Source organism: Devosia sp. SL43 (assembly GCF_021729885.1).
Lineage (GTDB): Bacteria > Pseudomonadota > Alphaproteobacteria > Rhizobiales > Devosiaceae > Devosia.
On the sequence record NZ_CP063401.1, the window covers coordinates 1186533 to 1213161 of the forward strand.

At 62.4% G+C, this 26629-nt stretch carries 25 protein-coding genes; 14 read left to right on the top strand and 11 right to left on the bottom strand.

All coding sequences use genetic code 11. The features are described 5' to 3' along the window. Nucleotides 1-53 precede the first annotated feature (53 nt). Nucleotides 54-500 (top strand): host attachment protein, encoded by a 447-nt coding sequence (locus IM737_RS05835; protein ID WP_236898980.1) that lies wholly within the window; start codon nucleotides 54-56, stop codon nucleotides 498-500. 152 nt (nucleotides 501-652) lie between these two features. Here the strand turns inward: IM737_RS05835 and IM737_RS05840 are convergent, their stop codons facing one another. Genes IM737_RS05840 through IM737_RS05850 form a run of 3 tightly spaced genes read right to left on the bottom strand, consistent with a single transcriptional unit; the run spans nucleotide 653 to nucleotide 2191 of the window. Beyond that, on the bottom strand, nucleotides 653-1504 hold the full coding sequence (locus IM737_RS05840) for an alpha/beta fold hydrolase (protein ID WP_236898981.1): 852 nt from the start codon (nucleotides 1502-1504) through the stop codon (nucleotides 653-655). Continuing rightward, nucleotides 1498-1821 carry a hypothetical protein gene (locus IM737_RS05845; RefSeq protein ID WP_236898982.1) on the bottom strand — a complete coding sequence of 108 codons (324 nt, stop codon included), beginning with the start codon at nucleotides 1819-1821 and terminating at the stop codon, nucleotides 1498-1500. Before IM737_RS05845 ends, IM737_RS05840 begins: the two co-directional genes overlap by 7 nt. A 28-nt stretch (nucleotides 1822-1849) precedes the next feature. After that, a complete protein-coding gene (locus IM737_RS05850) occupies nucleotides 1850-2191 on the bottom strand; it encodes a hypothetical protein (protein WP_236898983.1) in 342 nt (113 codons plus the stop codon). Nucleotides 2192-2968: 777 nt separating this feature from the next. On the opposite strand from IM737_RS05850, the gene IM737_RS05855 reads away from it, so the two are divergent. After that, the gene (locus tag IM737_RS05855; RefSeq protein WP_236898984.1) at nucleotides 2969-3742 is read left to right on the top strand and encodes a DpnI domain-containing protein; all 774 of its coding nucleotides are present in this window, start codon (nucleotides 2969-2971) and stop codon (nucleotides 3740-3742) included. Nucleotides 3743-4058: 316 nt separating this feature from the next. On the opposite strand, the gene ettA is transcribed toward IM737_RS05855, so the two are convergent. Then, nucleotides 4059-5714, bottom strand: coding sequence for an energy-dependent translational throttle protein EttA (ettA, locus tag IM737_RS05860; RefSeq protein ID WP_236898985.1), 1656 nt, complete (start codon nucleotides 5712-5714; stop codon nucleotides 4059-4061). 135 nt (nucleotides 5715-5849) lie between these two features. On the opposite strand from ettA, the gene IM737_RS05865 reads away from it, so the two are divergent. From IM737_RS05865 to IM737_RS05875, 3 genes are all read left to right on the top strand, one after another. Continuing rightward, entirely contained in the window at nucleotides 5850-6743 is an 894-nt protein-coding gene (locus tag IM737_RS05865; protein ID WP_236898986.1) for a TolB family protein, read from the top strand. A gap of 70 nt (nucleotides 6744-6813) precedes the next feature. Next, entirely contained in the window at nucleotides 6814-8172 is a 1359-nt protein-coding gene (locus IM737_RS05870) for a M16 family metallopeptidase (protein ID WP_236898987.1), read from the top strand. Then, the gene (locus tag IM737_RS05875) at nucleotides 8172-9473 is read left to right on the top strand and encodes a M16 family metallopeptidase (protein WP_236898988.1); all 1302 of its coding nucleotides are present in this window, start codon (nucleotides 8172-8174) and stop codon (nucleotides 9471-9473) included. Before IM737_RS05870 ends, IM737_RS05875 begins: the two co-directional genes overlap by 1 nt. A gap of 136 nt (nucleotides 9474-9609) precedes the next feature. On the opposite strand, the gene IM737_RS05880 is transcribed toward IM737_RS05875, so the two are convergent. The 4 genes from IM737_RS05880 to IM737_RS05895 form a co-directional block, all read right to left on the bottom strand. After that, complete coding sequence (locus IM737_RS05880; protein ID WP_236898989.1) at nucleotides 9610-11193, bottom strand: GGDEF domain-containing protein; 1584 nt, start codon at nucleotides 11191-11193, stop codon at nucleotides 9610-9612. Between the two features lie 79 nt (nucleotides 11194-11272). Beyond that, a complete protein-coding gene (locus IM737_RS05885) occupies nucleotides 11273-12373 on the bottom strand; it encodes a cache domain-containing protein (RefSeq protein ID WP_272906551.1) in 1101 nt (366 codons plus the stop codon). A 150-nt stretch (nucleotides 12374-12523) separates the two neighbouring features. Continuing rightward, entirely contained in the window at nucleotides 12524-13198 is a 675-nt protein-coding gene (locus IM737_RS05890) for a DUF2461 domain-containing protein (RefSeq protein ID WP_236898990.1), read from the bottom strand. Beyond that, complete coding sequence (locus tag IM737_RS05895) at nucleotides 13198-15366, bottom strand: FdhF/YdeP family oxidoreductase (RefSeq protein ID WP_236898991.1); 2169 nt, start codon at nucleotides 15364-15366, stop codon at nucleotides 13198-13200. Before IM737_RS05895 ends, IM737_RS05890 begins: the two co-directional genes overlap by 1 nt. Nucleotides 15367-15542: 176 nt before the next feature. On the opposite strand from IM737_RS05895, the gene IM737_RS05900 reads away from it, so the two are divergent. Next, the gene (locus tag IM737_RS05900) at nucleotides 15543-15941 is read left to right on the top strand and encodes a RidA family protein (RefSeq protein WP_236898992.1); all 399 of its coding nucleotides are present in this window, start codon (nucleotides 15543-15545) and stop codon (nucleotides 15939-15941) included. 38 nt (nucleotides 15942-15979) lie between these two features. Here the strand turns inward: IM737_RS05900 and ppk2 are convergent, their stop codons facing one another. Next, nucleotides 15980-16894, bottom strand: coding sequence for a polyphosphate kinase 2 (ppk2, locus tag IM737_RS05905; protein ID WP_236898993.1), 915 nt, complete (start codon nucleotides 16892-16894; stop codon nucleotides 15980-15982). A 72-nt stretch (nucleotides 16895-16966) separates the two neighbouring features. Further along, nucleotides 16967-18100, bottom strand: a complete 1134-nt coding sequence (locus IM737_RS05910) for a PQQ-dependent sugar dehydrogenase (RefSeq protein WP_236898994.1) — start codon at nucleotides 18098-18100, stop codon at nucleotides 16967-16969. A gap of 291 nt (nucleotides 18101-18391) precedes the next feature. On the opposite strand from IM737_RS05910, the gene greA reads away from it, so the two are divergent. From greA to IM737_RS05940, 6 genes are all read left to right on the top strand, one after another. Beyond that, entirely contained in the window at nucleotides 18392-18865 is a 474-nt protein-coding gene (greA, locus tag IM737_RS05915; RefSeq protein WP_236898995.1) for a transcription elongation factor GreA, read from the top strand. A gap of 212 nt (nucleotides 18866-19077) precedes the next feature. Next, the gene (gene trxB, locus IM737_RS05920; protein ID WP_236898996.1) at nucleotides 19078-20028 is read left to right on the top strand and encodes a thioredoxin-disulfide reductase; all 951 of its coding nucleotides are present in this window, start codon (nucleotides 19078-19080) and stop codon (nucleotides 20026-20028) included. Between the two features lie 36 nt (nucleotides 20029-20064). Further along, nucleotides 20065-20958 carry a LysR family transcriptional regulator gene (locus IM737_RS05925; RefSeq protein ID WP_236898997.1) on the top strand — a complete coding sequence of 298 codons (894 nt, stop codon included), beginning with the start codon at nucleotides 20065-20067 and terminating at the stop codon, nucleotides 20956-20958. Between the two features lie 223 nt (nucleotides 20959-21181). Continuing rightward, the gene (locus IM737_RS05930; protein ID WP_236898998.1) at nucleotides 21182-21886 is read left to right on the top strand and encodes an HAD family hydrolase; all 705 of its coding nucleotides are present in this window, start codon (nucleotides 21182-21184) and stop codon (nucleotides 21884-21886) included. 66 nt (nucleotides 21887-21952) lie between these two features. After that, nucleotides 21953-22456 (top strand): hypothetical protein, encoded by a 504-nt coding sequence (locus IM737_RS05935; RefSeq protein WP_236898999.1) that lies wholly within the window; start codon nucleotides 21953-21955, stop codon nucleotides 22454-22456. Between the two features lie 178 nt (nucleotides 22457-22634). Further along, nucleotides 22635-23627 (top strand): magnesium transporter CorA family protein, encoded by a 993-nt coding sequence (locus IM737_RS05940; protein WP_236899000.1) that lies wholly within the window; start codon nucleotides 22635-22637, stop codon nucleotides 23625-23627. Nucleotides 23628-24152: 525 nt separating this feature from the next. Here the strand turns inward: IM737_RS05940 and IM737_RS05945 are convergent. After that, the gene (locus IM737_RS05945) at nucleotides 24153-24479 is read right to left on the bottom strand and encodes a hypothetical protein (RefSeq protein ID WP_236899001.1); all 327 of its coding nucleotides are present in this window, start codon (nucleotides 24477-24479) and stop codon (nucleotides 24153-24155) included. Between the two features lie 98 nt (nucleotides 24480-24577). Here IM737_RS05945 and IM737_RS05950 point away from each other — a divergent pair, with 98 nt between their 5' ends. Both IM737_RS05950 and IM737_RS05955 read left to right on the top strand, forming a co-directional pair. Further along, complete coding sequence (locus IM737_RS05950; protein WP_236899002.1) at nucleotides 24578-24739, top strand: Thivi_2564 family membrane protein; 162 nt, start codon at nucleotides 24578-24580, stop codon at nucleotides 24737-24739. Between the two features lie 766 nt (nucleotides 24740-25505). After that, nucleotides 25506-26624 (top strand): hypothetical protein, encoded by a 1119-nt coding sequence (locus tag IM737_RS05955; RefSeq protein ID WP_236899003.1) that lies wholly within the window; start codon nucleotides 25506-25508, stop codon nucleotides 26622-26624. Nucleotides 26625-26629: the final 5 nt, after the last annotated feature.

Consider the following 26629-nt stretch of genomic DNA (forward strand, 5'->3'; position numbering starts at 1 on the left):
AGGTGCGCCAATTCTGGCGCGGACCTTTCGACCAGACTAGCAGGAGCTCAATCATGAAGAAGACCGTCACCTGGGTATTGATCGCCGACGGCGCACAGGCGCGCGTCCTCGAACACACCGGTCCCGGCAAAGGGCTCAAGCAGGTCGAGGGCCTCGACTGGGCTATCGAACCGCTCCAGGCTCAGGAGATCGTCAGCGACCGTCCCGGCAGCAAGAGCGGCGGCGGCAGCTATGGTGGCGGCATGACGCCCAAGACCGACCCGGTCGAACATCGCGAGACCGAGTTCGTCAAAGCCGTCGCAGCCACGCTCGACCGCCAGAAGCAGCAGGGCAAATTCGACCGCCTGGTGATCGCCGCGGCACCCATCGCCTTGGGCGACCTGCGCAAGGCCATCTCGCCCGCCGTGAGGAAGACCGTGGTGGCAGAGCTGAACAAGGACCTGACCAACCTGCCGACCGCGCAACTGGACCAGCACTTCGAGGGGATCATCGCGGCTTAGCGACACCTCTCGCGGTGAAATGCTTGGTTTATCAAAGCCTTAACGAGAGAATCCGATTCAACTTTCCCACACGTTGAATCGGGTTCTCAATCGCTTGAATCAATCCATCAACCGGTTGAATCAGCACGCGAACCGAGCACTCACAGCCCGCACTAATCCTCTGATTCCTCATCGCTTTCCTCGTCCCCACCGCCTTCGATGGCGTCGAGGAACTGCAGCAGCATCGAATTGACCAGGTCCGGCCGCTCGATGCTCGGGATATGGGCCACATCCTCCAGCACTGCCGCAAAGGCGTTCGGCATTTCCTCCGACAGGTGCTCGTGGCGATCGATGAGCGCCGAGAAATCCTGGTCGCCCACTATGAGCAATGTCGGCGCCGCCACCTCCGCCACCCGCCGCCAGGCATCCGGCCGCCGCTCTTCCAGCGTCAGCTCCGGCTTGCCCAGCACGATGGCGTTCATGTCGAGAAACAGTTCCCGCGCTGCCCCGCCGACCCGCCCGCTTTGCGCCCGCGGCCCGTCGAGCCATTCATGCGCCTGCACGCGGTTGACCATCTCCAAGTCGCCGCGCTCATAGGCGTCCTCTTCGGCCGCCTCGATCATCTGCTCGGTGTCGTTGGCATGCCACGGCGCGCCGGTGATCGACGTGCCGATCAGTACCAGCCCGATCACCTGCCCCGGATGCTTCAGCGCGAAATCCACCGCCAGCCCGCCGCCCATCGAGCAGCCGACGAACACCGCCGCATGCACATCGAGCGCCTCGAGCAAAGCTTCGAGGTCGTCGACATGGTTGAACGCTTCGTCCTCGCTTGATGTCTCGCCATAACCGCGCCGGTCATAGGCAATGGCGTGCCAGCCGGCATCGGCGACCGCTTCCATCTGGCTCAGCCACATGCGCTTGTCGCAGACGCCGGCATGCAAAAACACCACCGCCAGCCCGTCACCTTCTTCGAGACCCGCCAGCGACGCCTTGCCGATATCGACGGCAAAAGGCTCACCTACCACGCGCAGATCTCCGTATCGGTGGCGTCGCTCACCCAGCAGGCCGGGTCTTCGTTCGAACGATAATAGGTGCCCGGCAGCGCCACTGAGCGCCCGCCGGCCTCGAACGTCGCGCCGACCGTGGCCACGCCCGGGCTGTCGATCCAAAGCTGGAATGTCGGCTTGCCACTGGCCGAAATCTCGAAGCTGCCATTGCCATCCAGCGGCTGGAACTCGCAGGCATATTCGCCATCGTCGCTGCTATAGCACCAGGCATCCTTGGCCATAGCAGGCGTCGCCAAAGCAGCGACGGCCAAAGCCGTCATCATCACACGTTTCATTTCGAACCTCCCTGCCGGCATGAGCCGGCTATTGCTCGACCAGCACGCAGAACCGCTCGACATCGCGCTCCCCGGCCCAGCAGCCCGGCTCGCCATCAACGGGCGCAAATGTCCCCAATTCGTCCGGCCGCTGCCCCGGCTGCGCATCAGGCGCGATCAGGTAGCCCAGCCCTTCATTATCCTCGACCAGAGCGAAGGCGAAGGTCTGTCCGTCCGGCAACGCAAAGGTCAGCCCGTCGCCATCCAGCGCCACATCGCAGTCAAAGCTGCCGAATCCGCTGACCTCACACTGGCCAGGCGCCGCGACAGCACCCCCGACCAAACCCGCAACGATCACCCCAAAGGCAACCGCGCCCAAAATTCGTCCCAAGTCTACGCCCCCAGAGCAACCGTCTACACCAATGCCGCAGATCGAGTCATAGCGCGAGAAAGCGCAGGTGTCGCGGGGTTTTGCGGGCAATGGTGCATGGGATGTGGCAAGGCATGCGCAAGCGCCGCCTGAATGCGGTTGTCTTGTCGCACGCCAAGGTGGCGACGAGAGAGCAGCGATGGCGAGACCGCGGTCTCGGGATAGCAATAAGGATGATGAGCCCGAAGTCTCGCCACCGCGCCGGGACTTTCACGGGTTGGCCAGGTACGCTGGTGTTGCAAGCGCAGCTGCTCGATTCCCCCCGCGAGATACAGGCGACCCTGCATCCCCGACTATCCCCAACGCAGATCACTCGTCATGACCGGGCTCCGACGTGGGCGACGGAGGGAGTGTACGCCTGGGGCGGTGATTGGGGATAAGAAGGATAAGTGAACCATCAGTCGACACCCTCCCCCTTGCGGGGAGGGATCAAGGGTGGGGGGATGAGCCCGGGTATCGGGGCTCTCGTTCCCCCTTCCGAGCAGCGCTAGGCGCTCACGCGCCAAGCTTTGCTTGCCCTCCCCGCAACGGGGAGGGCGCCGGTTGTTGGTCCTCGATATCGCCACCCACCCCGATCGTCACCCTCGGGCCTGACCCGAGGGCTCTAAACTTGCAGGTTTCGGTAAGTGCAACGCCCTCGGGTCAAGCCCGAGGGTGACGGCCGGTGGTGCACACCGACGCTTGCACCGGTCAGCGAAGCAAGCCAAGCTCCACCCCGTCCCAGGATGGCCGCAGCACTTGAAGTCCGCGTTCGAAGAATTCTCGTCGATCTACACCAGCGGCTCGCAGAGCGCTCGGGTGAAGACGGAGCGCTGGGTTGCTGATTGGATGTACTGCATCAATTGCGGAGCGCCTCGGCTCAGCCAGTTTCCGAACAATAGTCCGGTCGCCGACTTCTTCTGTCCAAGCTGCCAGGACCAGTTCGAGGTCAAAGCCACCAAGAAATCGATCGGGGCGCGGGTCGCCGACGGGGCATACTTCACCAAGATCGAGCGGCTTCAGTCCGCGACCAACCCTAACCTGCTGCTGCTAGGCTACGACGCGGCCGCCGACGCTGTACGCAATGTCTGTATCGTGCCCAAGCACTTCTTCACGCCCGACATCATCGAGAAGCGCAAGCCGCTTGCAGCAACGGCGAGACGGGCCGGATGGGTTGGCTCAAACATCCTGCTTGGCAAAGTGCCGGACGCGGGCCGCATCTTCGTGCTTCGCGACGGACTGCCTGAACCGAAAGGCGACGTTCTGGCAAAGTGGCAGCAGACGCTATTCCTTCGTGAGACCGGCGGGACTGCGCGCGGTTGGCTCATCGAAGTGATGAAGGCGGTCGAGCGGATTGGACGAAGCGAGTTCAGCCTCGAAGAGGTCTACGCCTTTGAACATCACCTCAGCGCGCTCTACCCCGACAACAACAATGTCCGCCCCAAGATTCGCCAGCAGCTGCAAGTCTTGCGCGACAACGGTTTCCTGGAGTTCACTGGTCGGGGTCAGTATCGACTCGCACGGAGGAACTGATGGCGTGGTTTAGAAACCACTATCATTGCGGAGATTGCGGCTCGGATTGGAGCGACGAGTGGTCGTGCTGTTGCGACGACGAGTGCCCCAATTGCAGCTCAAGCGACTGGTCACCTGTCGATAGCGAGGATCTCACGTTTGTCGTGGAAGCTGACGCAGACGACAACAACTTTACCATCTACGAGTCGCCGATATCAGCCGAAGATGACCCCGAGTATCGGCTAGCTGCCGTAGCAACCAACAGGCAGTCAGCAACCGCGTATATCAGTTTGAGGATGGCAACCTATTGGGATGCCACCCCCTAGTTTTAGAATGGCTACCTAGTCAGCGGCTTATACGTCGCCCGCTTCGGGTTCACCGCGTCCGCACCCAGCCGGCGCACCTTGTCCGCCTCATAGTCCGCAAAATTGCCCTCGAACCACTCGACATGGCTGTCGCCCTCAAACGCCAGCATGTGTGTGGCCAGCCGATCGAGGAACATGCGATCGTGGCTGATGATCACGGCGCAGCCGGCGAATTCTTCCAGCGCTTCTTCGAGGGCCGCGAGGGTTTCGGTGTCGAGATCGTTGGTCGGTTCGTCGAGCAGCAGCACGTTGGCGCCTGATTTGAGCATCTTGGCCAGATGCACGCGGTTGCGCTGGCCGCCCGACAGGTTGCCCACCTTCTGCTGCTGGTCGCCGCCCTTGAAGTTGAAGGTCGACGTATAGGCGCGCGAGTTCATTTCGCGCTTACCCAGCAGCAGCACTTCGTCGCCGCCCGAGATTTCTTCCCACACGGTCTTGTTGGGGTTGAGGCTGTCGCGGCTCTGGTCGACATAACCCAGATGCACGTTTTCAGCGACGGTCACCGAACCGGCATCGGGCTTTTCCTGGCCGGTCAGCATCTTGAACAAGGTGGTCTTGCCGGCGCCGTTCGGCCCGATAATGCCGACGATGCCGCCCGGGGGCAGCTTGAAGGTCAGGTTGTCGATCAGCAGGCGATCGCCGAACGACTTGGAGAGCCCTTCCACGTCGATGACATTGTGGCCCAGGCGTTCGCCGGGCGGAATGATGATCTGCGCGGTCTGGCTCTGCGTGCGGGCGTCGTTGATCTTGACCAGTTCGTCATAGGCCTTGAGGCGGGCCTTGGACTTGGTCTGGCGCGCCTGCGGGCTCTGGCCCATCCATTCCTTTTCGCGTTCCAGAACCTTGGACCGCGCTGCGTCTTCGCTCTTTTCCTGCGCAAAGCGCTTGGCTTTGGCGCCGAGATAGGCGGAATAGTTGCCTTCATAGGCAACGCCGCGACCACGGTCGAGCTCGAGAATCCAGCCCGTCACATTGTCGAGGAAGTAGCGATCGTGGGTGATGATCAGGACGGCGCCGGCAAACTCGCGCAGGTGGCGTTCGAGCCATGCGGTTGTTTCGGCATCGAGATGGTTGGTCGGTTCGTCCAGCAGCAGCAGGTCGGGCTTGCTCAGTAGCAACGCGCACAAGGCCACGCGGCGGCGCTCGCCACCCGACAGCGTGGTGACGTCGGCATCGGCGGGCGGGCAGCCCAAAGCTTCCATCGCCACTTCGACCTGGGATTCGAGATCCCACAGGTTCTCGGCGTCGATCTTGTCCTGTAGCGCCGTGGCCTCGTCGGCGGTCTCGTCCGAATAGTCCATCATCAACTCGTTGTAGCGGTCGACGATGGCCTTCTTTTCCTTGACGCCGGTCATGACGTTGCCGAGCACATTCAGCGCCGGATCGAGTTCCGGCTCCTGGCTCAGGTAACCGACCTTGGCGCCCTTGTCGGCCCAGGCTTCGCCCTGGAATTCGGTGTCCACGCCCGCCATGATCTTGAGCAGCGTCGATTTACCCGAGCCGTTCGGGCCGAGCACGCCGATCTTGGCATCGGGGTAGAAGCTGAGATGGATGTTGTCCAACACCTTCTTGCCGCCGGCATAGGACTTGGACATTCCGTGCATGTGATAGATGAACTGGCGAGCCATAGGCTTGCTGACCTCTTCAAGGGAGTTCGAATTTGGCCGTCTTGTAGGGCATGCCGAGGCGGGGGGCAACGGGGGCTGGCGAGCACCAGCCTGCTGCGCTAGGCTCGCCTCTCCTCATAGCGGTGGGCAACCTATATGACCTTTGTATTCCCGCGCCGCGGCCGTTCCCTGGCCGCCGGGCAGCGTTCCGAGCTGACCATCATCGACCTCGACGGCAGTGCCGAAGTGATCCTCACCACAACAGAAGTCATCGAGGCGCCGAACTGGTCGCCCGACGGACAATGGCTGGTGTTCAATGCCGGCGGCCGCCTGTTCCGCATCGCTGCCAACGGCGGCACGCCCGAGCAGATCGATACGGGCCACCTCGCCGATCTCAACAACGACCATGTGCTCTCGCCCGATGGCAGCACCATCTATGTCAGCTCAGACGACGGCCACCTCTACGCACTGCCCTTTGCCGGCGGCACGCCGCGCCGCGTATCCAACGACCACCCGACGCCGCACCACTACTACCTGCACGGCATCTCGCCCGACGGGCTGACGCTCTCCTATGTGGCCGTGGAGAAGCCTGCAGACGAGCGCCAGGTCAACGTCTTCACCATCCCCGCAGCGGGCGGCCCGGATACGCGGCTCACCGGAGTCTCCGTCCCCAATGACGGCCCGGAATATTCCCCCGATGGCCGCTGGATCTATTTCAACTCCGAACTCGCAGCCAGCCGCCCCGGCCACGCGCAGATCTTCCGTATGAACGCCGCCGACGGCAGTGGCCTCGAACAGCTGACCTTCGACAGTTACGTCAACTGGTTCCCGCATCTCTCGCCCGACGGCAAGACGGTCGCCTTCATCAGCTTTCCGCAGGGCACCATCGGTCACCCCGCCGACAAGGACGTGCTGCTGCGCCTGATGACGCCTGAAGGCGAGCAACAGCGCACGCTGGCCAGCTTCTTCGGCGGCCAGGGCACGATCAACGTCAATTCCTGGGCCCCCGACAGCAAACGCTTGGCCTACGTGGCCTATCCGCGCAGCTGACATATTCGCGACACAGCTTCCCGGCAGACCACGCCTCCGCTACACCCTCGCCAAACTGCCGGGATCCACGATGACTTTCAGAACCATGCTGGCCTTGGCCACGACGATTGCGCTCGCCGCTCCGGCCCTCGCGCAGGATGCGGTCCAGGGAGACACCGCGGCCATCGAGCATTTCGCGCTCGACAATGGCCTTGAGGTTGTGGTTATCCCCGATCACCGCGCGCCGATCGTCACCCATATGGTCTGGTACAAGGTCGGCAGCGCCGACGAGGCGCCGGGCAAGTCGGGCATCGCCCACTTCTTCGAACACCTGATGTTCAAGGGCACCGCAAAGCATCCCGGCGGTGAGCTGGACCGCGTCGTCTACGAGCTGGGCGGCACCGGCAATGCCTTCACCAGCTACGATTACACCGCCTATTACCAGATCGTGCCGCCCGAAGCCCTCGCCACCATGATGGATTTCGAGGCCGACCGCATGCGCGGGCTGATCCTCTCCGAGGATGTCATCGGCGCCGAACGTGACGTGGTGCTCGAAGAACGGCGCATGCGCATCGAAGGCAGTCCGCAGGCGCTGCTCGGCGAGGAAACCAGCGCCACGCTCTTCCAGAACCACCCCTACCGCATCCCCACCATCGGCTGGATGCACGAGATGGAACAGCTCAACCGCGCCGATGCCGTGGCCTTCTACGACCAGTATTACGCGCCAAACAACGCCATTCTGGTGGTTGCTGGCGACGTCGATCCCGCGGACGTCCGCACGCTTGCCGAAGCCAGCTACGGCCTCGTGCCGCGTGGCCCCACCCTGCCACCACGCATCCGCCCGTCGGAGCCCGAGCACAATACGGCGCGCACCGTGACCCTCTCCGATCCCCGCGTCGGCATCGCCAGCTTCAGCCGGTCCTGGGTGGTCCCATCCTATCGCAGCGCCGAGCCCGGCGAGGCCGAGGCGCTCGACCTGTTGAGCGAAATTCTCGGCGGCGGCATGCGCAGCCGGTTCTACCAGCAGATCGTGGTCAAGTCGGGCATCGGCAGCAATGCCGGCGCCGGCTACAATGGCGGCAGCTACGATGCCAGCCAGTTCGCCATCTATGGCGCTCCACAAAGCGGCAAGACGCTGGCCGATGTCGAAACCGCCGTCGACGCCCAGGTCGCCCTGCTCATCAAGGATGGCGTCACGCCGGAAGAACTCGACGCCGCCAAGGCCCGATTCGTCCGCTCGCTGATCTTTGCCCGTGACGCCCAGGAAGGCCTCGCCAATCTCTATGGCAGCGTCCTCGCCACTGGAGGCACGATCGAGGATATCGACGCGTGGCCCGATCGCATCCGCGCCGTCACGCCCGAGCAGGTGCAGGCCGTCGCTGCCAAATATCTCGACCCATCCATAGCGGTGACCAGCTACCTGCTGCCAAGCCCGACCGGAGCGCAGTAATGATCATGCTTCCAATGCTCCGCCGCGCCCTCTTTGCCGCCCTGTTCATCCTGCCCGCGCTCCCGGCCCACGCCGAGGTCGCCTTCCAGCAGATCACCTCGCCCAAGGGCATCTCGGCCTGGCTGGTCGAAGACTATTCGGTGCCGATCGTGACCATCCGTTTCAGCTTCATGGGTGGCACCTCGCAGGACCCTGAAGGCAAGGAGGGCCTCGCCAACCTCATGACCTATATGTTCGACGAGGGTGCGGGCGATCTCACCAGCGAGCCGTTCCAGATCGCGCTCGACACGGCCGGCGCCGAAATGGGCTTCGCCGCCGATCTCGATGCCGTGCATGGTTCGATGCGCATGCTGGCCGACCAGCGAGACGAGTCCCTGGCCTTGCTCAAGCTGGCCATCGAAAGCCCCCGCTTCGATGTCGAGGCCGTCGACCGTATGCGCGACATGGCCCTGTCGGACCTAATTGCCGCAGCACAGGACCCATCCACCGAAGCCAACCGGCTGTGGACCGAAACGCTCTACGGCGACCACCCCTATGCCCGCCCGATCGCCGGGACCGTCGAAACGGTCACCGCGCTCACGCCAGATGATCTGCGCGCCTTCCACAAAGCCATGTTTGCGCGCGACAATCTCTATGTCGGCATCGTCGGCGCCATCAGTGCCGATGAGGCAGCCGCGACCCTCGACCTGTTGTTCGGCAACCTGCCGCAGCAACCCGACCTCACCCCGGTCTCCGACATCGTCCCCACCTATGGCCAGTCGCTGAAGATCGACTACGACCTGCCCCAGACGGCCATCTACCTGGCCTATCCTGGCATCAAGCGCGACGATCCGGATTTCCTCGCGGCGTCGCTGATGAACCAGATCCTGGGCGGCGACAGCTTCACCTCGCGCCTCACCGCCGAGCTGCGCGAGAAGCGCGGCCTGACCTATAATATCGGGTCATCACTCCAGACTTTCGAGCATGCCGACGCGCTCATCATCGGCACCGCGACGCGCACCACCGAGGCCTTGGCCATCATCGAAGATGTGGTGGCAGAGATGGCAACCAATGGTCCGACTGAAGCCGAACTGGCCGCCGTAAAGAAATATGCCATCGGCTCCTATGCGATCAACGAACTGGCCTCGTCATCAACGATTGCCCGGACACTGGTCGGACTGCAGATGAAAGGGCTCGGCATCAATTACGTCTCCGACCGCACGCGCCAGATCGAAGCCATCACCCTCGATCAGGTCAAGGCAGTGGCGGCGCGGCTGCTGGGAACCAAGCCGACCGTACTGATGCTCGGGCCAAAGAGCTGAGGCGCCTCTTCACCTCTCCCTCTGGGGGAGAGGTCGACCCTCTTGGGTCGGGTGAGGGGGCCTTGCTGGGTGCGGTGGGAAGGCCCCCTCACCCGGCGCTGCGCACCGACCTCTCCCCCAAGGGAGAGGTGAAGACCTAAGCGCTGAGGCTCACTGCCTCGACGAGGTCGGCGCTGACGACGAGGTTGCGGCCGGACGCCTTCGCCCGGTAGAGCCGCCGGTCGGCCACCGTCATTAGTTCGGTGAGCGGCCCACCCTTGGAAGCGGCGACACCGATGCTGGCGGTGACGCGCAGCCGTGCGCCCAGATCGGTCCAGTCCGTGCGTTCGAGTTCGCTTCGCACGGCTTCAGCGACCGCTGTTGCAGCGCCGATATCGAGACCCGGAAACAGCAACGCAAACTCCTCGCCACCCAGCCTGAAGGCCCGCATCTGCTGGCCCAGGCCGTCAAGCACGTCGGCGACGCGCTGCAAAACCGAGTCGCCGACCACGTGCGAATACTGGTCGTTGATGGCCTTGAAATGATCGAGGTCGGCGATAGCCAGGCAGAAGCGTCCGCCCTGCAATTGCAGGAACGCAGCATCGAGGCTCCGCCGATTGGGCAGACCCGTCAGCGGATCGCGCCCCGCCTGTTCCTCCAGCACCGCCGCCTGCGCCCGCAGCTTGCGGGTTTCGAGCTGCATCTCGACCAGTTGCGCCCGCCGCCGGATCATCTCGCCCATCTGCCGTTGATAGGCATCGTGGAACTGCTTGTAGAGCGCCAGCGCTTCCTCGGCATGACCGAGCGCCTCGTGCACTTCCGATAAGCGGCGCAGCGTGTTGGCCTTGTGATCGGCATGCGCGCTCGCCGCAGCCAGTTCTACCGCCTGCTCGCAAAGTTCCAGCGCTTCGTGGAGTCGTCCGGTGCGCGTCAGCAATTCGCCGCGCGTATAGAGGTAGTGGATCTGCTCGCGCAGCCCGACCTCGCCCGGTGTGTCGAGCCAGCGGATCAGGTAGTTCTCGGCCACATCAATCTGGCCGATCAGGGCATAGTATTCTGCGCCATTGCACAGGGCGGTCCGCAGGGCCCAGGTGTCGCCGCTGGACTCAGCCGTGGCGATGGCCCGGTCGTTGCTGGCAATCGCCAGTCCCCGCCAATGCCGGCCTTCCTCCGGGCGCCCCTCAAGCTCGGCTGCCTCGGCGACCGATACCTGCGAGAATGCCAGGTTGGTCACATAGAGCGCCTGCGCCCAGGGATCGTCCTCGACCAGCGTCAACGCCCGCTCCAGCAGCGGTCCAACCAACTGGTCCTGCCGGCAATACATCAGCGTCACGGCCTTGACGTTGATGGCAAAGGCCAGCACATGCCGGTCATCGGAGAGTTCCGCCAGGCCGACGGCGGTGCTGGCTTCCGCAAAGCCTTCATCGGCCAGACCGAGTTCCACCAACAGCCAGGCATAGATGGCGCTGGCATGGGCTTGCCCGCTGGTATTCCCAAGTTTGGCCCACAGATCCCTGGCGGCAATGGCGCAATCTATACCCTGCTCGGCATGCCCCAGCTGCAGGCAGAACCAGGCAATCTGGGTCAGGCACTCCGCCGTGCTGGGTGTATCGTCATCGGCACGTGCCCGCTCGTGCAATTGCCGCACCGCAACGAGCGCCTCGGCCGCGCGGCCGGTGCGTCCCATATCCCAGGTCTGGGCCAGCGCCGACGCTGGAATGTCTGGTTGTTGGGTGAGCACGGCGAACCTGGTTTGGATTAGGTCACCAGAATCGACGATGCGCGTAAACAAACCGAAAAACTGCGACCGACAATCCTGCCTAGCGCTCGGCTATGCCTAACGCCAACCGGATGCTGTCGTCCCGTTCGGTCCGCTGCGTAACCACGCCATACCAGCCCAGCCCATCGTACTCCTGGTAACCCAGGGTGCGGGCGAAGGCGACGATATTGCCGCTGCCGTCGTAGTAGCTGCCCCGCTGGCGATCCTCGTGCCTGAGGTCGAAAGTCGAAAACAGGCTTGCCGGACGCGTCGAAGCGATGACACGGCCATTGCCGTCAAGCAGCATGACTTCGGTGCGCTCGGCGATCTTTGGCGGCAGTGCCGCCTCGGTCTCGACAATAGAATGCCCCTGTTCCTGCCAGTCGAAATACACCCCGAGCGTACCGAGCATGGCACCATCGGCCCGTCCGCCACTGCGGACTGCCGTGCTGTAGACCAACACCTCGCGCCCACCGTGATGGGCACTCTGCATCACCTCGCCCACCGCATAGTCGTCGCCCGACTTGGTGCTGCGTGCCGCCCGGAACCAGGCCTCGCGCGACAGGTCTGCCCCCTGCAGGGCCCGCGCTTGCGCAGCATTGGCGCTTGCCACGACGCGCCCCTGCGCATCGGTCAGCACCAGATCGCAATAGACGCTGTAGAACTTGTTGATCGTGGCCAGTCGGTCCGCCGCGAACGCAACCTTGTCCGGCTCGCGATCCCCCAAGGCCTGCCAGAACGCCGTGTCGGTCGCCCACCAACGCACGTCGGCGGTTCGCTCATAGAGATTGCGCACGATCAGCTGAACCAGCGATTGCGCCAGATCGATCAGCCGCACGCCTTCCATCTCGTCGACCAGCGACTCGCTCATCGTCCGGCTCATGGCGATCCGGCCAACCAGCACATCCTGAAACCGCGCGGCAATATCTGCGGCCCGATCGGCCAGTCGCTGCACCTCGTCGGCGACCACGGCAAAGCCCTTGCCGGCATCACCCGCGCGCGCCGCCTCGATTATCGCATTGATGGCAAGCAGCTTGGTCTGCTTGACGATCTGCAAATTGCTGCTCGAATAGCTTTGCAGTTCGCTACCGATACCGTCCATGACGACACGCATGGCACGCGGCGAAGCAGCCATAGCTGCTGGCTTGTCGGCTTGATTCATTGTGACGTCCCAAATGCACCTTTGGCCGCCCCGGAATGTTTGTGCCGCTTACTGCGGCCTTCTATTTCAAACGTCTATCCCAGCACAGATTTGTCCAAGTCGAACGCTACGCCGGTATGGTAAGCAATTGGTTAAACTACTGAGTTTCAATCAAGCGCCCAGTTCGGTCATCAGCCATTGGCCGACCGGCCATTCGGCCGCGAAGTGAGCAACGCAGCGATCGCTGAAGCCCGCTTCCAGCGCATCGCTTGCCGGCAACCGAATGCTCGCCGTCAGTCCCTCATAGAGCAGGTACTCGGCGCGGTCTGCCGGTGCCTCAAAGCCGCGCGGCATCAGCTTGCGGGTCTTCTCGCCAATCTGATAGTCGCCTACCGCCCGCACCTTGGCGACCGCGTCCACCAGCGCATTGCCCGAACGGTTCAGCACGATGGAGCTACGGAAAGTCTCGAGCGCGTCCTTATCGAAGCCATACTTGCCGACGGCGATGAAGACTTCCTCGGCGCTGACGTGAAAGTAAAAGCCCGGCGCATTCCAGCTCTTCTTGTCGCCATGCCAGAACCACAGGCCGAGATGGTTCTTGTATGGCCGCTTGTCCTTGGAGAAGCGAATGTCGCGATTGATACGAGAGACCGAGCCATTGACCTTGGCCACAAACTGCACATCCGCCGAAATGGCTCGAAGTTGCGGCCCCACGGCCTCGACGAAGGCTATGCCCGGCTGGACATAGCCGGCTTCATACAACCTCCTGTTATCCTCGAACCAAGCCTTGTCATTATGCTCGGCAATGCCGCGCAGGAAGGTCAGCGTCTCCGGAGGAAAATGCATCAGGCCTCGATCCAGACCGGTACCGATTTGAACGCTGGCGTCTTGCTACGCGGATCGACCTCGGTGCCAACAAGCACATTGGCCTCCGGATAATAGGCCATGGCGCTGCCGCGCGGCAGGTCGAACGACGTCACCACCGCCTGCATGCGCCCCACATCGGAGGCCAGCGTCACCGATTGCCCCTCGGTCACGCCGAACGCCGCCATGTCCTCGCTGTTGAGGAACACCGCATGCCGCCCGGCGCCGCCGCGATAGCTGTCCTTTTCCTCATAGATGATGGTGTTGAACTGCCCCTCGCTGCGCATCGTCGCCAGCGTCAGCCGCTCGGTCTTGAGGTCAGGCAGCGGCGTCACCACGAAATGCGCCTTGCCATCCGGCATGCCGAATTCGGGCGTATGCATCACCCGGTGCTTGATGTGAAATTCCTGCTTGGCCACGCCGATATCGGCCAATTGCTCCATGCCGGGTACGATGGCGGCGATGGCATCGCGCACCTTCGCATGGGCGCTGAACGCCTTGAAATTGATGGGCGAATTCGGCAGCACGCGCTGCCCGATCTCCCCCAGAATCCAGCTTTCCGGTCGCACATTCTCGAGCCGGCGGATGCCGCCGTCCGACAGCCGCACATAGTTGAACATCGACTCCTGCGTCGTCGGCTCCCACTCCTCGTCGCGCGCCGTCACCGGCAGGATCAGCACCTCGCCATCACCCAGCCCATGCACATGGCCCATATTGAGCGTGGTGGTGAGGAACAGCTTGAAGCCGATGGCACCCATCGCCCGGCTCGCAAACGCGGTATCGGGCGTCGCGCCCCACAGATTGCCACCCATGATCACCGCGCTGTCCACCGCGCCGGTCTCTGCCAGCTTGAGGCAGGCCATCGTGTCGAGGCCCTTCTCCGCCGGGAAAGTCACCCCGAACTCGGCCTCCATCTTCGCCAGCACGTCCTTGGCCAGCACCGGCTTGACCCCGATCGTGCCGATCCCCTGCACGTTCGAATGCCCCCGCAGCGGCAAGAGGCCCGCATAGCGTTTGCCGACCATGCCGCGCAGCGTCGCCAGGTTGGCGATCGCCTCCACATTGGCGACGCCATGAATGTGGTGCGTCATCCCCATGCCCCAGGCAAAGACGACGCGCTGCGCCTGCCCATAGCGGGTCGCGATGTGCTCGATCTCCTCGACCGCAATACCGCAGGCCGCTGTGATCTCGTCCCAGCTCAGCGCCTTGAGATCGGCCTCGAAGGCGGCAAATCCGCTGGTATGAGCATCGATGAAAGCGCGATCCTCATACCCCATTTCGAGCACCGCCTTGGCGATACCCTTCATCAGCGCAATATCCGAGCCGATGCGCGGCTGCACATAGTCCGATGCGATCTCGCTGCCGCCCTTGAGCATCGAACTCGGCGATTTGGGCACGGCAAACTTCACCAGCCCCGGCTCCTTGGCTGGATTGATGACGATCACCTCCCCGCCCCGCTCGCGGCAATTCTTCAGCATATGGATGAAGCGCGGGTGGTTGGATGATGGATTGGCGCCGATAACGAAGATCATGTCAGCGCCGGTCAAATCCTCCAGCTCGACACTGGCCGTGCCCTTGCCGATGGTCGTCGCCAGCCCCTCGCTGGTCGCCTGGTGGCAGTAATACGAGCAGTTGTTGACGTTGTTGGTGCCATAGGCCCGCGCCAGCAGCTGGAACAGAAATCCGGCCTCGTTGGACGAACGGCCGGATGAATAGAAAAAGCTCCGCTGCGGATCGGTGGCGCTGAGCTTCTGTGCCGCATGCGACAGCGCGAACTCCCAATCCACCGGATGGAAGTGGTCGGCCCCCTCGGCCTTGAACAGCGGCGTCCCCAACCGCCCCAGATGCTCCATCTCGCGGCCCGTCAGTTCCTGTAGATCGGCCAGCGTATGCTCGAAAATCTCGTGCGGAATCGCCGGCTGCAGATCGGTCGATTGCGCCTGCACGCTCTTGTTGCAGACCGAGGGAAACTCATCGAGTTCATTGGTCATGCCGCCGCGCTGCCCGCCCATGCCATAGGCACAGGCCTTGCAGGCATTCTTGGCCGTCAGCGCCTTGCCGGCCTTGCCAACGCCCATGCGGGCGATGGTGGCCAGGGTGTAGAGAACCTTCTTGGGTCCACCGCCCACGATATGACTGGTATCGGCCAACGCACTGCTCCGGCTTGCTGCCGGTCCAGTGTCGGCCTTCTGCCCAGGCCGAACAAGCCGTAACGCGACACGCACTGTAGAAATCGCGACAGGCTGTCCGGACCGCACGATCGCGCCTGCCGGAACCTCCGGGCATACCGGACGTAGTACCTCGCAGCATCGCATTGGAGACGATCATGCAGCTTGAACATCTCAATCCCGACAGAATGCACCACAACCCTGCTTTCTCACAGGGCATCATTATCCCGCCCAATGCCAGGATTCTGGTGATCGGCGGCCAGAACGCAGTGAACAAGCAGGGCGAAATCGTCGGCAAGGGCGACATGGCAGCGCAGACCACACAGGCGCTCGATAACCTGATCACAGTGCTCGAAGCCGCCGGTGGCACGCTCGAGGACCTCATCCGCGTGGGTATCTATTTCAAGGCCGGTGAAGACCTCAACGCCGGGTTCGGCGCCTGGATGAAAAAGGCGGGTCAGATCAAGAACCCGCCCACTGTCACTGGCTTCCAGGTGGTGGGCCTCGCCCGACCTGACTATCTGATCGAGATCGAGGCTACGGCGATCTTGCCGTAGGCGCCGACGCGCACCTCTCGCTTTTGCGGGGTGGCCCCTCAGTAGACCGCCTTGATCTTCATCTCCGGCGGCACCGGGCCGCGGGCATAGTCCGGGTGGCGGATACGCTCGGGCAGTACCACGTCCTGCTTGGGCACCTCGCGATAGGGGATGGCTTCGAGCAGGTGGGCGATCACGTTGAGCCGCGCCCGCTTCTTGTCGTCTGCATCGACGATCCACCACGGCGAGTCGGTCGTATGCGTGCGTTGCAGCATGTCTTCCTTGGCCTTGGTGTAGTCCTCCCAGTGGCGGCGGGATTCCATATCCATCGGCGACAGCTTCCACTGCTTCAGCGGGTCTTCGATGCGCATCTTGAAGCGGAATTCCTGCTCTTCATTGCTGATCGAAAACCAGAACTTGATCAGGATAACGCCCGAACGCACCAGCATCCGTTCGAATTCCGGTACCGAACGGAAGAATTCCTCCAGTTCGGCGGGCGTGCAAAACCCCATCACCCGCTCGACGCCGGCCCGGTTGTACCAGGAGCGGTCAAACAGCACCATTTCGCCGGCCGCCGGCAGGTGCGGCACATAGCGCTGGAAATACCACTGCGTCTTCTCGCGATCACTCGGCGCAGGCAAAGCCACCACGCGGCAGACGCGCGGATTGAGTCGCTGCGTGATGCGCTTGATCGCGCCGCCCTTGCCCGCCGAGTCACGACCCTCGAAGATGACGGCGACCTTGAGCTTGTTGTGCGCGATCCAGTCCTGCAGCCGCACCAGCTCGTGCTGCAGCCGGAACAGCTCACGGAAATACACCCGCCGATCCAGCGTCTTGCCGCCCGGCCACTCGTCGCCACCAGCCAGCATTTCAAGCTGGTCATCCTCGAACTGCAGCTCAAGTTCCTCGTCGAAACTGTCCGAGATTTCCTCGCGAATACGATCGAGTTCAGATTGCAGGTCAGAGCTGGACATGGACGCCTCCGGGTTCGGCGCCACTGTTCACACCCTTATTGCAGTTTTGTGACAGCGCGACGCAGACGTCTCTTAGCTGCCCGCCGGCGCCACCCGGATCAGCTGCCCATTATCCGCGTCGGTGAGCAGGTAGATCGCGCCATCCGGGCCGACGCGCACGTCGCGGATGCGCCCGAGCTGCCCCTCGAACAGCCGCTCCTCGCCCACAACGGCATCGCCCTCCATATCAAGCCGCACCAGCACCTGGCCGCTGAGCCCGCCCGACAGCAGGTCACCCTGCCATGCGGGCACCAGCTCGCCATCATAGAAGTCCAGCCCCGATGGCGAGATCGACGGGTCCCAATAATGCAGCGGCTGCTCCAGCCCGGCCTTTTCCGTCCCTTCGCCAATGGCGATACCGGAATAGTCCACGCCATAGGTGATGACGGGCCAGCCATAGTTGGCGCCCGGTTGCGGCATGTTCACTTCGTCGCCACCCCGCGCACCGTGCTCGACTGTGAATAGCACGCCATCATCCCGCACTGTGGCGCCCTGCGGATTGCGATGGCCCTTGCTCCATAGCTCCGGCGCCCAGCCATGTGGCTTGGGATTATCCTCCGGCACCGATCCATCCGGCGCAATGCGCACGATCGCCCCGGCCAGATCCGAAACATCCTGCGCCCGGTCCTGGTCGCCTCGCTCGCCCAGCGTCACGAACAGATTACCGTCATTGCCAACAACCACGCGCGAGCCGAAATGCCGGTTGGTGGTGGTGAACTTGTTCATGCGGAAGATGACTTCGCTATCCTCGAGCCGCCCCCCATCTCCCTCCAGCACCAGCTTGGCTGACAGCACCGCAGTACCCTGCCCGCGCTGCAGCCCAGCGCTCGCTGCGGGCTCCGAGAAAGTCAGGTAAATCTGCCAGCTCTCGGCAAAGTCCGGCGCCAGCGCCAGGTCGAGCAACCCGCCCTGGCCCTGGTTGTAGACCTCAGGCGTGCCCGCGATGGCCTCGCCGACCACACCATCCGCCACGATCCGCAACTGCCCGCTGCGCTCGGTCACCAGCATTCGGCCATCAGGCAGGAAGCCAAGCGCCCAGGGGTGGTCCAGCCCATCGGCGATCACGGTCGCCGTCAGCGGTCCGGCACTCGTCTCAATGGTTTGAGCCATGGTCGGCGTGGCGATCACAGCCAGCAGAGCAGTAACGGAAATGCGGGAGATAATCATAGGTTGGGCCTTTCGCCGCCGGGTCCAAAACTTGAATGCGCAGTGCACATCACCATCTTGGTAACGTGACCGCTTGACCGGAACGCGGCAGGCGGGCAATTTGGACCCATCTCCCTACAAAACTAATCGTGAAGCGCACGCCGAACCGATTTGGCTGGGGAAGAAGCTATTCAGCGCATCGTGCGACATGCGGAAACACATTCCGCACAAACGATGCGACCACAAAGAAATGGAGCCGGCGACCTGATCCCAGGCCGCGCGGCTCTTGCGTGCCGATTGGAGGCGACGAAAATGGAAAAGATCCCGATGACGATCGGAGGCCACAAGGCCCTGGTCGCCGAATTTGAGCACCGTACCGCCAACGAGCGTCGTCGCATCATCGACGCCATTGCCGAAGCCCGTGCCCATGGGGACCTGTCCGAAAACGCCGAATACTCGGCCGCCAAGGAACAGCAGAGCCTCAACGAGGGTCGCATCAAAGAACTCGAGACGATCCTGGCGCTGGCAGACATCATCGATGTCACCAAGCTTTCCGGCTCGACCGTCAAGTTCGGTGCAACCGTGACCTATATCGACGAGGACACCGAGGAAGAGAAAACCTACCAGGTGGTCGGTGATCCTGAAGCCGACGCTTCGGGCGGCCGCATCTCGATTTCTTCGCCTATCGCCCGCGCCATGATCGGCAAGGAAGAAGGCGATTCGTTCGAGGTTTCGGCACCCGGCGGCGCCAGGAGCTACGAGATCGTCAAGATCAAGTACGCCTAGCCACGAATCGGCCACAGGCGGCGGCGACAAGCCAAGTCTGTTCGCGTCGGGGCTGGCTCGCCCAAATTTTGGGCATTCGCCCGCATTGTGTGTGAAAATTGTGCCTGTTCCACAGGTGGCATCTTTCAAAAGCATGGTTTGCCTTGAAAGAGTGCTCCTTCGCCCCTTAACTAGCGGTCGAGGGACTACTCGTATTGTCGGAGAGCGGTGCGATGCACGCGAAAGTCATCATCATCGGTTCGGGCCCCGCCGGCTACACCGCTGCAATCTACGCGGCGCGTGCCATGCTCGAACCTGTGATGATCCAGGGTCTGCAGCCCGGTGGGCAGCTGACTATCACCACCGATGTCGAGAACTATCCCGGCTTTGCCGATGTCATCCAGGGCCCATGGCTCATGGATCAGATGAAGGCGCAGGCCGAGCATGTCGGGACGAAAATCGTCAACGACATCATCACCCATGTCGATTTCGATCGGCGGCCTTTCGTGCTGACCAGCGACAGCGGCACGGTCTACACCGCTGATAGCGTCATTATCGCCACCGGCGCCCAGGCCAAGTGGCTGGGCATTCCGAGCGAGCAGAAGTTCCAGGGCTTTGGCGTCTCCGCCTGCGCCACCTGCGATGGTTTCTTCTATCGCAACAAGGAAGTGCTGGTGGTCGGCGGCGGCAATACGGCCGTCGAAGAGGCCCTGTTCCTCACAAATTTCGCGTCTAAGGTCATCCTGGTGCATCGTCGCGACGAGTTCCGCGCCGAGCGTATCCTGCAGGATCGCCTGTTCAAGAATCCCAAGATCGAAGTGCGCTGGAATACCGAAATCGCCGAAATCGGCGGCTCGGCCATGCCGCCCTCGGTCAATTCCGTGACGCTCCGCGATATCCCGAGCAACCGCACCTACGAGCAGCCCATCGACGGCATCTTCGTCGCCATCGGCCATGCGCCGGCCACCTCGATCTTTGCCGGCAAGCTCGACATGAAGCCTGGCGGCTACCTGCAGGTGAAGCCCGGCACGACGGAAACCAACATTCCCGGCGTCTTCGCTGCCGGCGATGTGACAGACGACGTTTACCGCCAGGCAATCACAGCCGCAGGCATGGGTTGCATGGCGGCCCTGGAAGCGGAACGATACCTGGCCGAACACGAACTCGCCGAAGCGGCGGAGTAGAAGCAAAACACTACCCAACCAAAGGCGTCACAAGAAATGCTCGACTGGGACAAACTGCGCATCTTCCACACAGCCGCCGAGTCGGGCAGTTTCACCCATGCCGCTGAGAAGCTCGGCATGAGCCAGTCGGCCGTCTCCCGCCAGATTTCCGCGCTGGAAGACGACCTCGGCCTCAAGCTCTTCATCCGCCATGCCCGTGGACTTGTGCTGACCGAAGTCGGCGAGCAGTTGTTCCGCACCGCCCACCGCATGCATTGGGAGCTGCAACAGGTTGAAACGCAGATGTCGGAGTCCCAGGACGTTCCGACCGGCCCGCTCATCGTCACCACGACAGTGGGTATCGGCTCAACCTGGCTGTCGTCGCGGCTCGACGAATTCCTCAAGCTCTATCCGCTGATTCAGCTCGAAATCCGCCTCAACGACGCCGAGCTCGACCTGGCGATGCGCGAGGCCGACGTGGCCATCCGCCTGCACCGGCCAAACCAGTCGGAAATGATCCAGCGCAAGCTGTTCACCGTGCACAACCACTTTTACGCGTCCAAAAAATACGTGGACGAATACGGCATGCCCTCCAGCAGCGAGCAGCTTGACGATCACCGCATCGTCAGCTTCGGCGAGCCGGTTCCGTCCTATCTGGGCGACATCAACTTCCTCGAGCGCATGGGCCGCACCGATTCGAGCCCACGCCGCGCCGTGCTCAAGGTCAATTCGATCTACGGCATGCTGCAGGCCTGCCGCGCCGGCTCCGGCATCGCCATGCTGCCCGACTACGTCACCGAGACCGAGGATGGCCTCGTGCAGGTCCTACCCGAAATCGAACTGCCGGCCTACGAAGCCTATTTCGTCTATCCACCGGCCCTCAAGAACTCCAAACGCGTCGGCGTGTTCAGGGACTTTCTGGTGGCCAAGGCCCGCGAGTGGAGCTTCTAGCCTAAAATCGCTCCTCTGGAGCGATTTTAGGCTAGAAGGCCATGAGGGCTGTGCCCGAATGGCGGTCATTTCGGCATCCTGCCACGCCCTCGTGGTTCGAGGCGCTGAAGAAGCGCACCTCACCATGAGGGCTGTTGATAAACCGAGTTCCCAGTAGCCCTCATGGTGAGGCGTGAGCTCTTCGCGAGCCTCGAACCACGAGGGCGTGCCACCGAGTCCCCCAATGCCCATCACCACCATTGCCCTCGATGCCGATGACACCCTCTGGCAGAACGAACACTTCTTCCGTCTGACCGAACAGCGCTTCACCGATCTCCTGGCGCCCTATACCGACGCGCCCGATCTCAAGGACCGGCTGATCGCCTCCGTCACTAAGAACCTGGGCTTTTACGGCTTCGGCATGAAGGGCTTTGCGCTCTCCATGGTTGAAACCGCCCTCGACGTCACCGACCATCGAGTGCCCGGCCAGGTGATCGCCGAAATCCTCGCCGCTGGCCGCGAGTTGCTCAGCTACCCCATTGAAACCCTGCCCTATGTCGACCAGGCGCTCGCGCAATTGCAGGATACGCATCGGCTGATCGTCGTCACCAAGGGCGATGTCTTCGATCAGGAGCGCAAGATCGCTGCCTCGGGCCTTGCCGACTATTTCGCCGCCATCGAGATCGTCGGCGACAAGAATGCGGCGACCTACGCGCGCATCTTCGAGCGCCACACCGACGGCGCCGCCCGCACTGTCATGGTCGGTAATTCCCTGCGCTCCGACATTCTCCCCGCCCTCGCCGCCGGCAGCTTCGCCATCTATGTGCCGCATGACCTCACCTGGTCATACGAGCATGCCGAGGAGCCGACCGACGAACCGCGTTACGCCAAGATCGCCCATCTCGGCGAACTTGCCGCGGCCATTGCCGCTTTCGACGCCCAGACCTAACCGTTCATCACCAATTCAGCCGCCAGACACTAGAGCGGCGCCAACACTCACTTTGGGCCCTGAACCATGCGTCACCTCACCACCCTTGCCATTGTGCCGATCGCTCTGCTCTCCGCCCTGCCCGCCCAGGCCCAGATGGTCACCATTTCGCCCGAACAGATCGGCCAGATCTTCTGCATCGGCAGCCTCGGCAACGACATGGCGCCAGTTGAAGCGCTGCTGACCCCGGACCTGTCGGCGGCCATTGCCGACGCCTGGGTCAAGGACGCGCAGGCCGAATCCGCCAATCCCGGCGACAAGCCGCCGCTCGGCGATGGCATTCCGTGGCGCACCTATCCCGACTATGCCGATGGCTGCGAGGCCTTTGAAGGGCTGACCGATGCCGACTTGGCCTTTGTCGAGATCAGCTACAGCTTTGCCAGCGAGCCGAGCGCCAACTACACTAATACGCTGGTGCTGAAGCCGATCGTCGTCACCGAGGGCATGGAGCCGTTCTGGCGCATCGACGACGTCGATCTGGGTGAAGGCCGCAGCTTGCGCCAGGCCCTAGTTGAGGCCTTCGAGCAGTGAACTTGACTCCGACCGGCCGCAGGAGCATCACACCGCCGATGCGGCTGCGGCCGCTCGCAACCCGGAACCACACCATGAACCCCGACTCTCGAAGTCGATCTACCGACAGGGCAGCGTTCAACCCGGTGTGACCACAGGTCCCGCCGGGCGCTGCTGCCCTGCGACAAGGACCACAACCATGCTTCGCATTTACACCGCCTCCGGCACCGGACTCCTGCGCACCATCCACGACGGCGCAAGCACCACCAGCGGTCTCGACCAGGCCATCTGGTACGACCTGATCAAGCCCACGCGCGATGAAGAACACTTCGTCGAGCAGTGTCTGGGCATCCTGGTGCCAACCCGCGACGAGATGAAGGATATCGAACCCTCGGCACGCCTCTACAACGAGGCCGACGCTGAGTTCATGACCGTCACCGTCTTGGTCAATCTGCACGATCTCGATCCAATCAAGACCCCGATCACCTTCGTTCTGGCCGGCAAGACCCTCGTCACCATCCGCTACGCCGAACCGTCACCCTTTGCGATTTTCGAGACCAACGCCATGCGCCCCGGCGCCCGCGCGCTGGTCAATGGCGAACAGGTCATGGTCGGCGTGCTCGATGCCTTTATCGACCGCTTCGCCCAGGTGCTCGAAACCATCGGCGACGAGCTCGACGGCATCAGCCGCGAGGTCTTCCGCTCCAAGGTCAAATCGGCCACCCGCAAGGCACGCAACCTCGAAGCGTTGATCGAGAAGATCGGCAACAAGGGCGATCTGCTGACCATGGTGCGCGAAAGCCTGGTCAGCATCCTGCGGCTGACCACCTTCCACCAGACGCGCGAGGCGGCAAATTCCAAGCTGGGCAAGGATGCCCGCCAGGAATTCAAGATCCTGCAGCGCGACGCCGCGTCGCTGGGCGATCACGCCGGCTTTCTCTCCAACAAGATCAATTTCCTGCTCGATGCGACACTGGGCCTGATCAACCTGGAGCAGAATCAGATCATCAAGATCTTCTCGGTCGCTGCCGTCGTCTTCCTGCCGCCCACCCTGGTCGCCTCGATCTACGGCATGAACTTCGTCCACATGCCCGAGCTCGGCTGGCAAGTCGGCTATCCCCTGGCGTTGTGTGCCATGATCGCATCAGCCGTGCTGCCCTATGTCTTTTTCAAACGGCGCGGCTGGCTTTGACGCGGCATTGGCGGGCGGACTAAATCGTTCATCCGCAATGCCTTTTTCGCGTTATGTTCCAAATTGCATGCGCCGGACGCATGGCTCGCATACCGCCTGCCCAATTGTTGGGCAGAAGCCCTCGGCCTATACCGGTTTCAACACAGCGGGTGCTTCTCCTCCTCCCTTGTACCCCCTGCGTTCCCTCCTTGCGGGAAGCAATTCTCGCAACTGTGTGGCTCCACTCTCCCCTCGAGTGGGGCCACATCCTTTTTTAAGCACCTGCACCGAATGCATGGCTGACATGTCAGTGGGCGTATTGCCCACCGAACGAGTCGAGTTCATATTCGAGTCGTTGCTGAGACGCGCTCCGAATCCTCCTCCCTCGGACCCCGTATCGCAACACCGAACCGAGATCGTATCCTCCTCCCTCGATCAAGGTTCACTGGCAGAGCGCATATCCTCCTCCCTTGCTCTCTGCCCCACTTTGGATTTGGCTTCGGCCCAGTCATCAGGCCCTGTCTTCGGACAGGGCCTTTTTTTTCGTCATTGAGCATTGGGATCGGCGATGATCGAGTCGAGTTCCCACGTAATGACCAAATGTCCCTTTGCAAAGTGGGCATAGAGCGCCGCGATGGCCGCGGGGTGGTACTGATGGGCACTCTCCTTGTCGACCAACTGCAGCTGGAACTTACAAAGCGCCTCAATACCGAAGTCCCTCGAGATGTCCCTATCGAAGGGCTCGCCCAATGGAATCGCGGCTGTCAGGTACAATGCCAACCACGTGTCCGCCGGCAGTTCACCCCGCACCTTTTGCAGCAGCCCATTGGTCTGGGCCATGTCGTAGCCGGAATGCCCGATATAGTTGATCAATCCGCGAGTTCCTCACTCGTAGTGCTGCCGTGCTACGGCAACGTTTCGCTCACAGCCGCGTTACAAGTCTACGCAATATTGCGCAGTTGGAGCGTCACATGTCCTTGCTGATCAGTATCTTGATCACTTTCCTCGTCATCGTCCTCATTCTCTGGCTGGTTCAGCGCCTGCCCATCGAAGCGCGCGTGCGTCAGATCATCCAGATCGTGGTGATCGTGATCGGCATCATCTCGCTGCTGAAATACCTGGCCGTTTTCTGATGCACGCTGTCGACCGAATGGTTGCGGGATGCGTCAGGCCGAGTCGAAAATGGTGATCTGCGAGAACCGGAGCGAAGCGTACATTGGTACGTGAGCACCGGAAGCGGAGGAGATCGCCATTTGCAGGCCGGCATCACGCATCCCACAGCCATTCGGAGACAACTTGTCGCTGTGTGGGCCGCATGGCTGACATGTCAGTAGATGCATTGCTGACCAAACGGTCAAAACCTATATTGGCTTTGTCGCTGGTGAAGCCGCTCCGTATCCTCCTCCCTCGGACCCGCTTCTTGCGACACCGATCTAGGCCGTATCCTCCTCCCTCGGCTTGGGTCACCCGGTTTGGCGCATATCCTCCTCCCTTGCGCTGGGCCAAAACTTTGGATTTGGCTTCGGCCCTATCATCAGGCTCCAACTTCGGTTGGAGCCTCTTTTTTTGCCCATCGCAAAGGCGCGTGTGATTCTGCATGGCAGCACTTCCCATTTGAGCGATTGTGCGGGATCGGGCAGCGTCCGATAACAAACTTCGATGAGTTTTGCGGCAATCGTGGTGCCGCTCCTCCAAGGTCAGACGCTTCGGCCGATGACCCCTAGGCCCTGCCCATCCCCTCGGGCGGGGCCTTTTCTTGTCCACTGGCCATTCCTGCCACCTTCCCCGGCAAGTTCTGCCGACAAGCGCGCCACGCTCCCATTAAGTCCGTTGATTTAACTGCGCTTTCCCCGGCACGTCCCTTGCATGGTGCTTCGCACACGCGCAGGAGTGCCCGCCATGGCCATCAGCACCGCCTATTCCAGCAGCAGCAGCTATTCCAGCTATGCGACCCTGGCAGCAACCCTGGTGGCGCAGAGTACGTCGACGGCCTCCACGACAAGTACGACCGCAAGCACCACCACCGAGCAGGCCGCGACCTCGGTCACCTTGTCCGATGCTGCGCTCGCAGCCCTGGCTACCAAGGATTTCGCCACTGTCCTCGCCGAGACGCGGACCAAGCTCACGACGCTCCTCAAGGAAGCCGACCGCGACTCGCCGCTCGAGGGCGACGAACTAGCGCTCGATCTTTCAAGCCTCGATCCACGCGAACTCTACGCCATGGCGAGCGACGACAGTTTCAGCAACGATGAGCGCGCAGCGGCCGGCATCGAAATGCAGCGCCGATTCGAGCAGGCTCTGTCCGGCCCCGCCGCGCTGGCCAAAGTTACCGGCAACTACACCGCCCTCTACAAGGCCGCCGCCGACTATCTAGACGGCCTGGGCGCCGAGGAAAAAGCTGGCGCCGATTGGATAGCCGGCCGCGCTGCGGTCACCGAAGGACTGGCTCAGCTCAAATCCGACCCCAAGACGCTGCCCGATGCCGGCGAAGACGATCCGGTCGCCCTCTATCTGGCCGTTGTCGAGGCCGGCGAAGCCATCAAGCAGACCAGCATCACCGACGTCGCCAGCACGGCGCGCAAAACCCTCGACTCGCTCTACGCCGAAGCCATCAAGAACGGCAAGGCCCCCACTTTCAACAAGCAGACCACTGTCGGGACCTATATCGACATGTCAGCCTTCGACAGCCGCTCACTCTCGGCCATCGCGCTCAATACCGGCAGCAAGTTTGCCACCGAAGAAGTCAACGCGGCAAGCGCTGCCTTGCGCAGCAAAAGCGGCGCCGCCCTTCTGGCCGGCTTCCAGAGTGCCGCCAAATCCAGCGACCCCACCGCCTTCAGCCAGAACATCATCTCTATCTACTCGTCCATGAGTTCAGAGGAACGCCAGGCCGCCGGCTGGAGCGATCAGTTCTATCAGGCGGCTGTCGCGAGCTATGAAACGACCAGCAAACTGACCCAGATGTTCGCCGAAGCCGGCGGCGACAGCACCGGCTTCCTGAGCTGGATGGGGAAGTAGGCGAG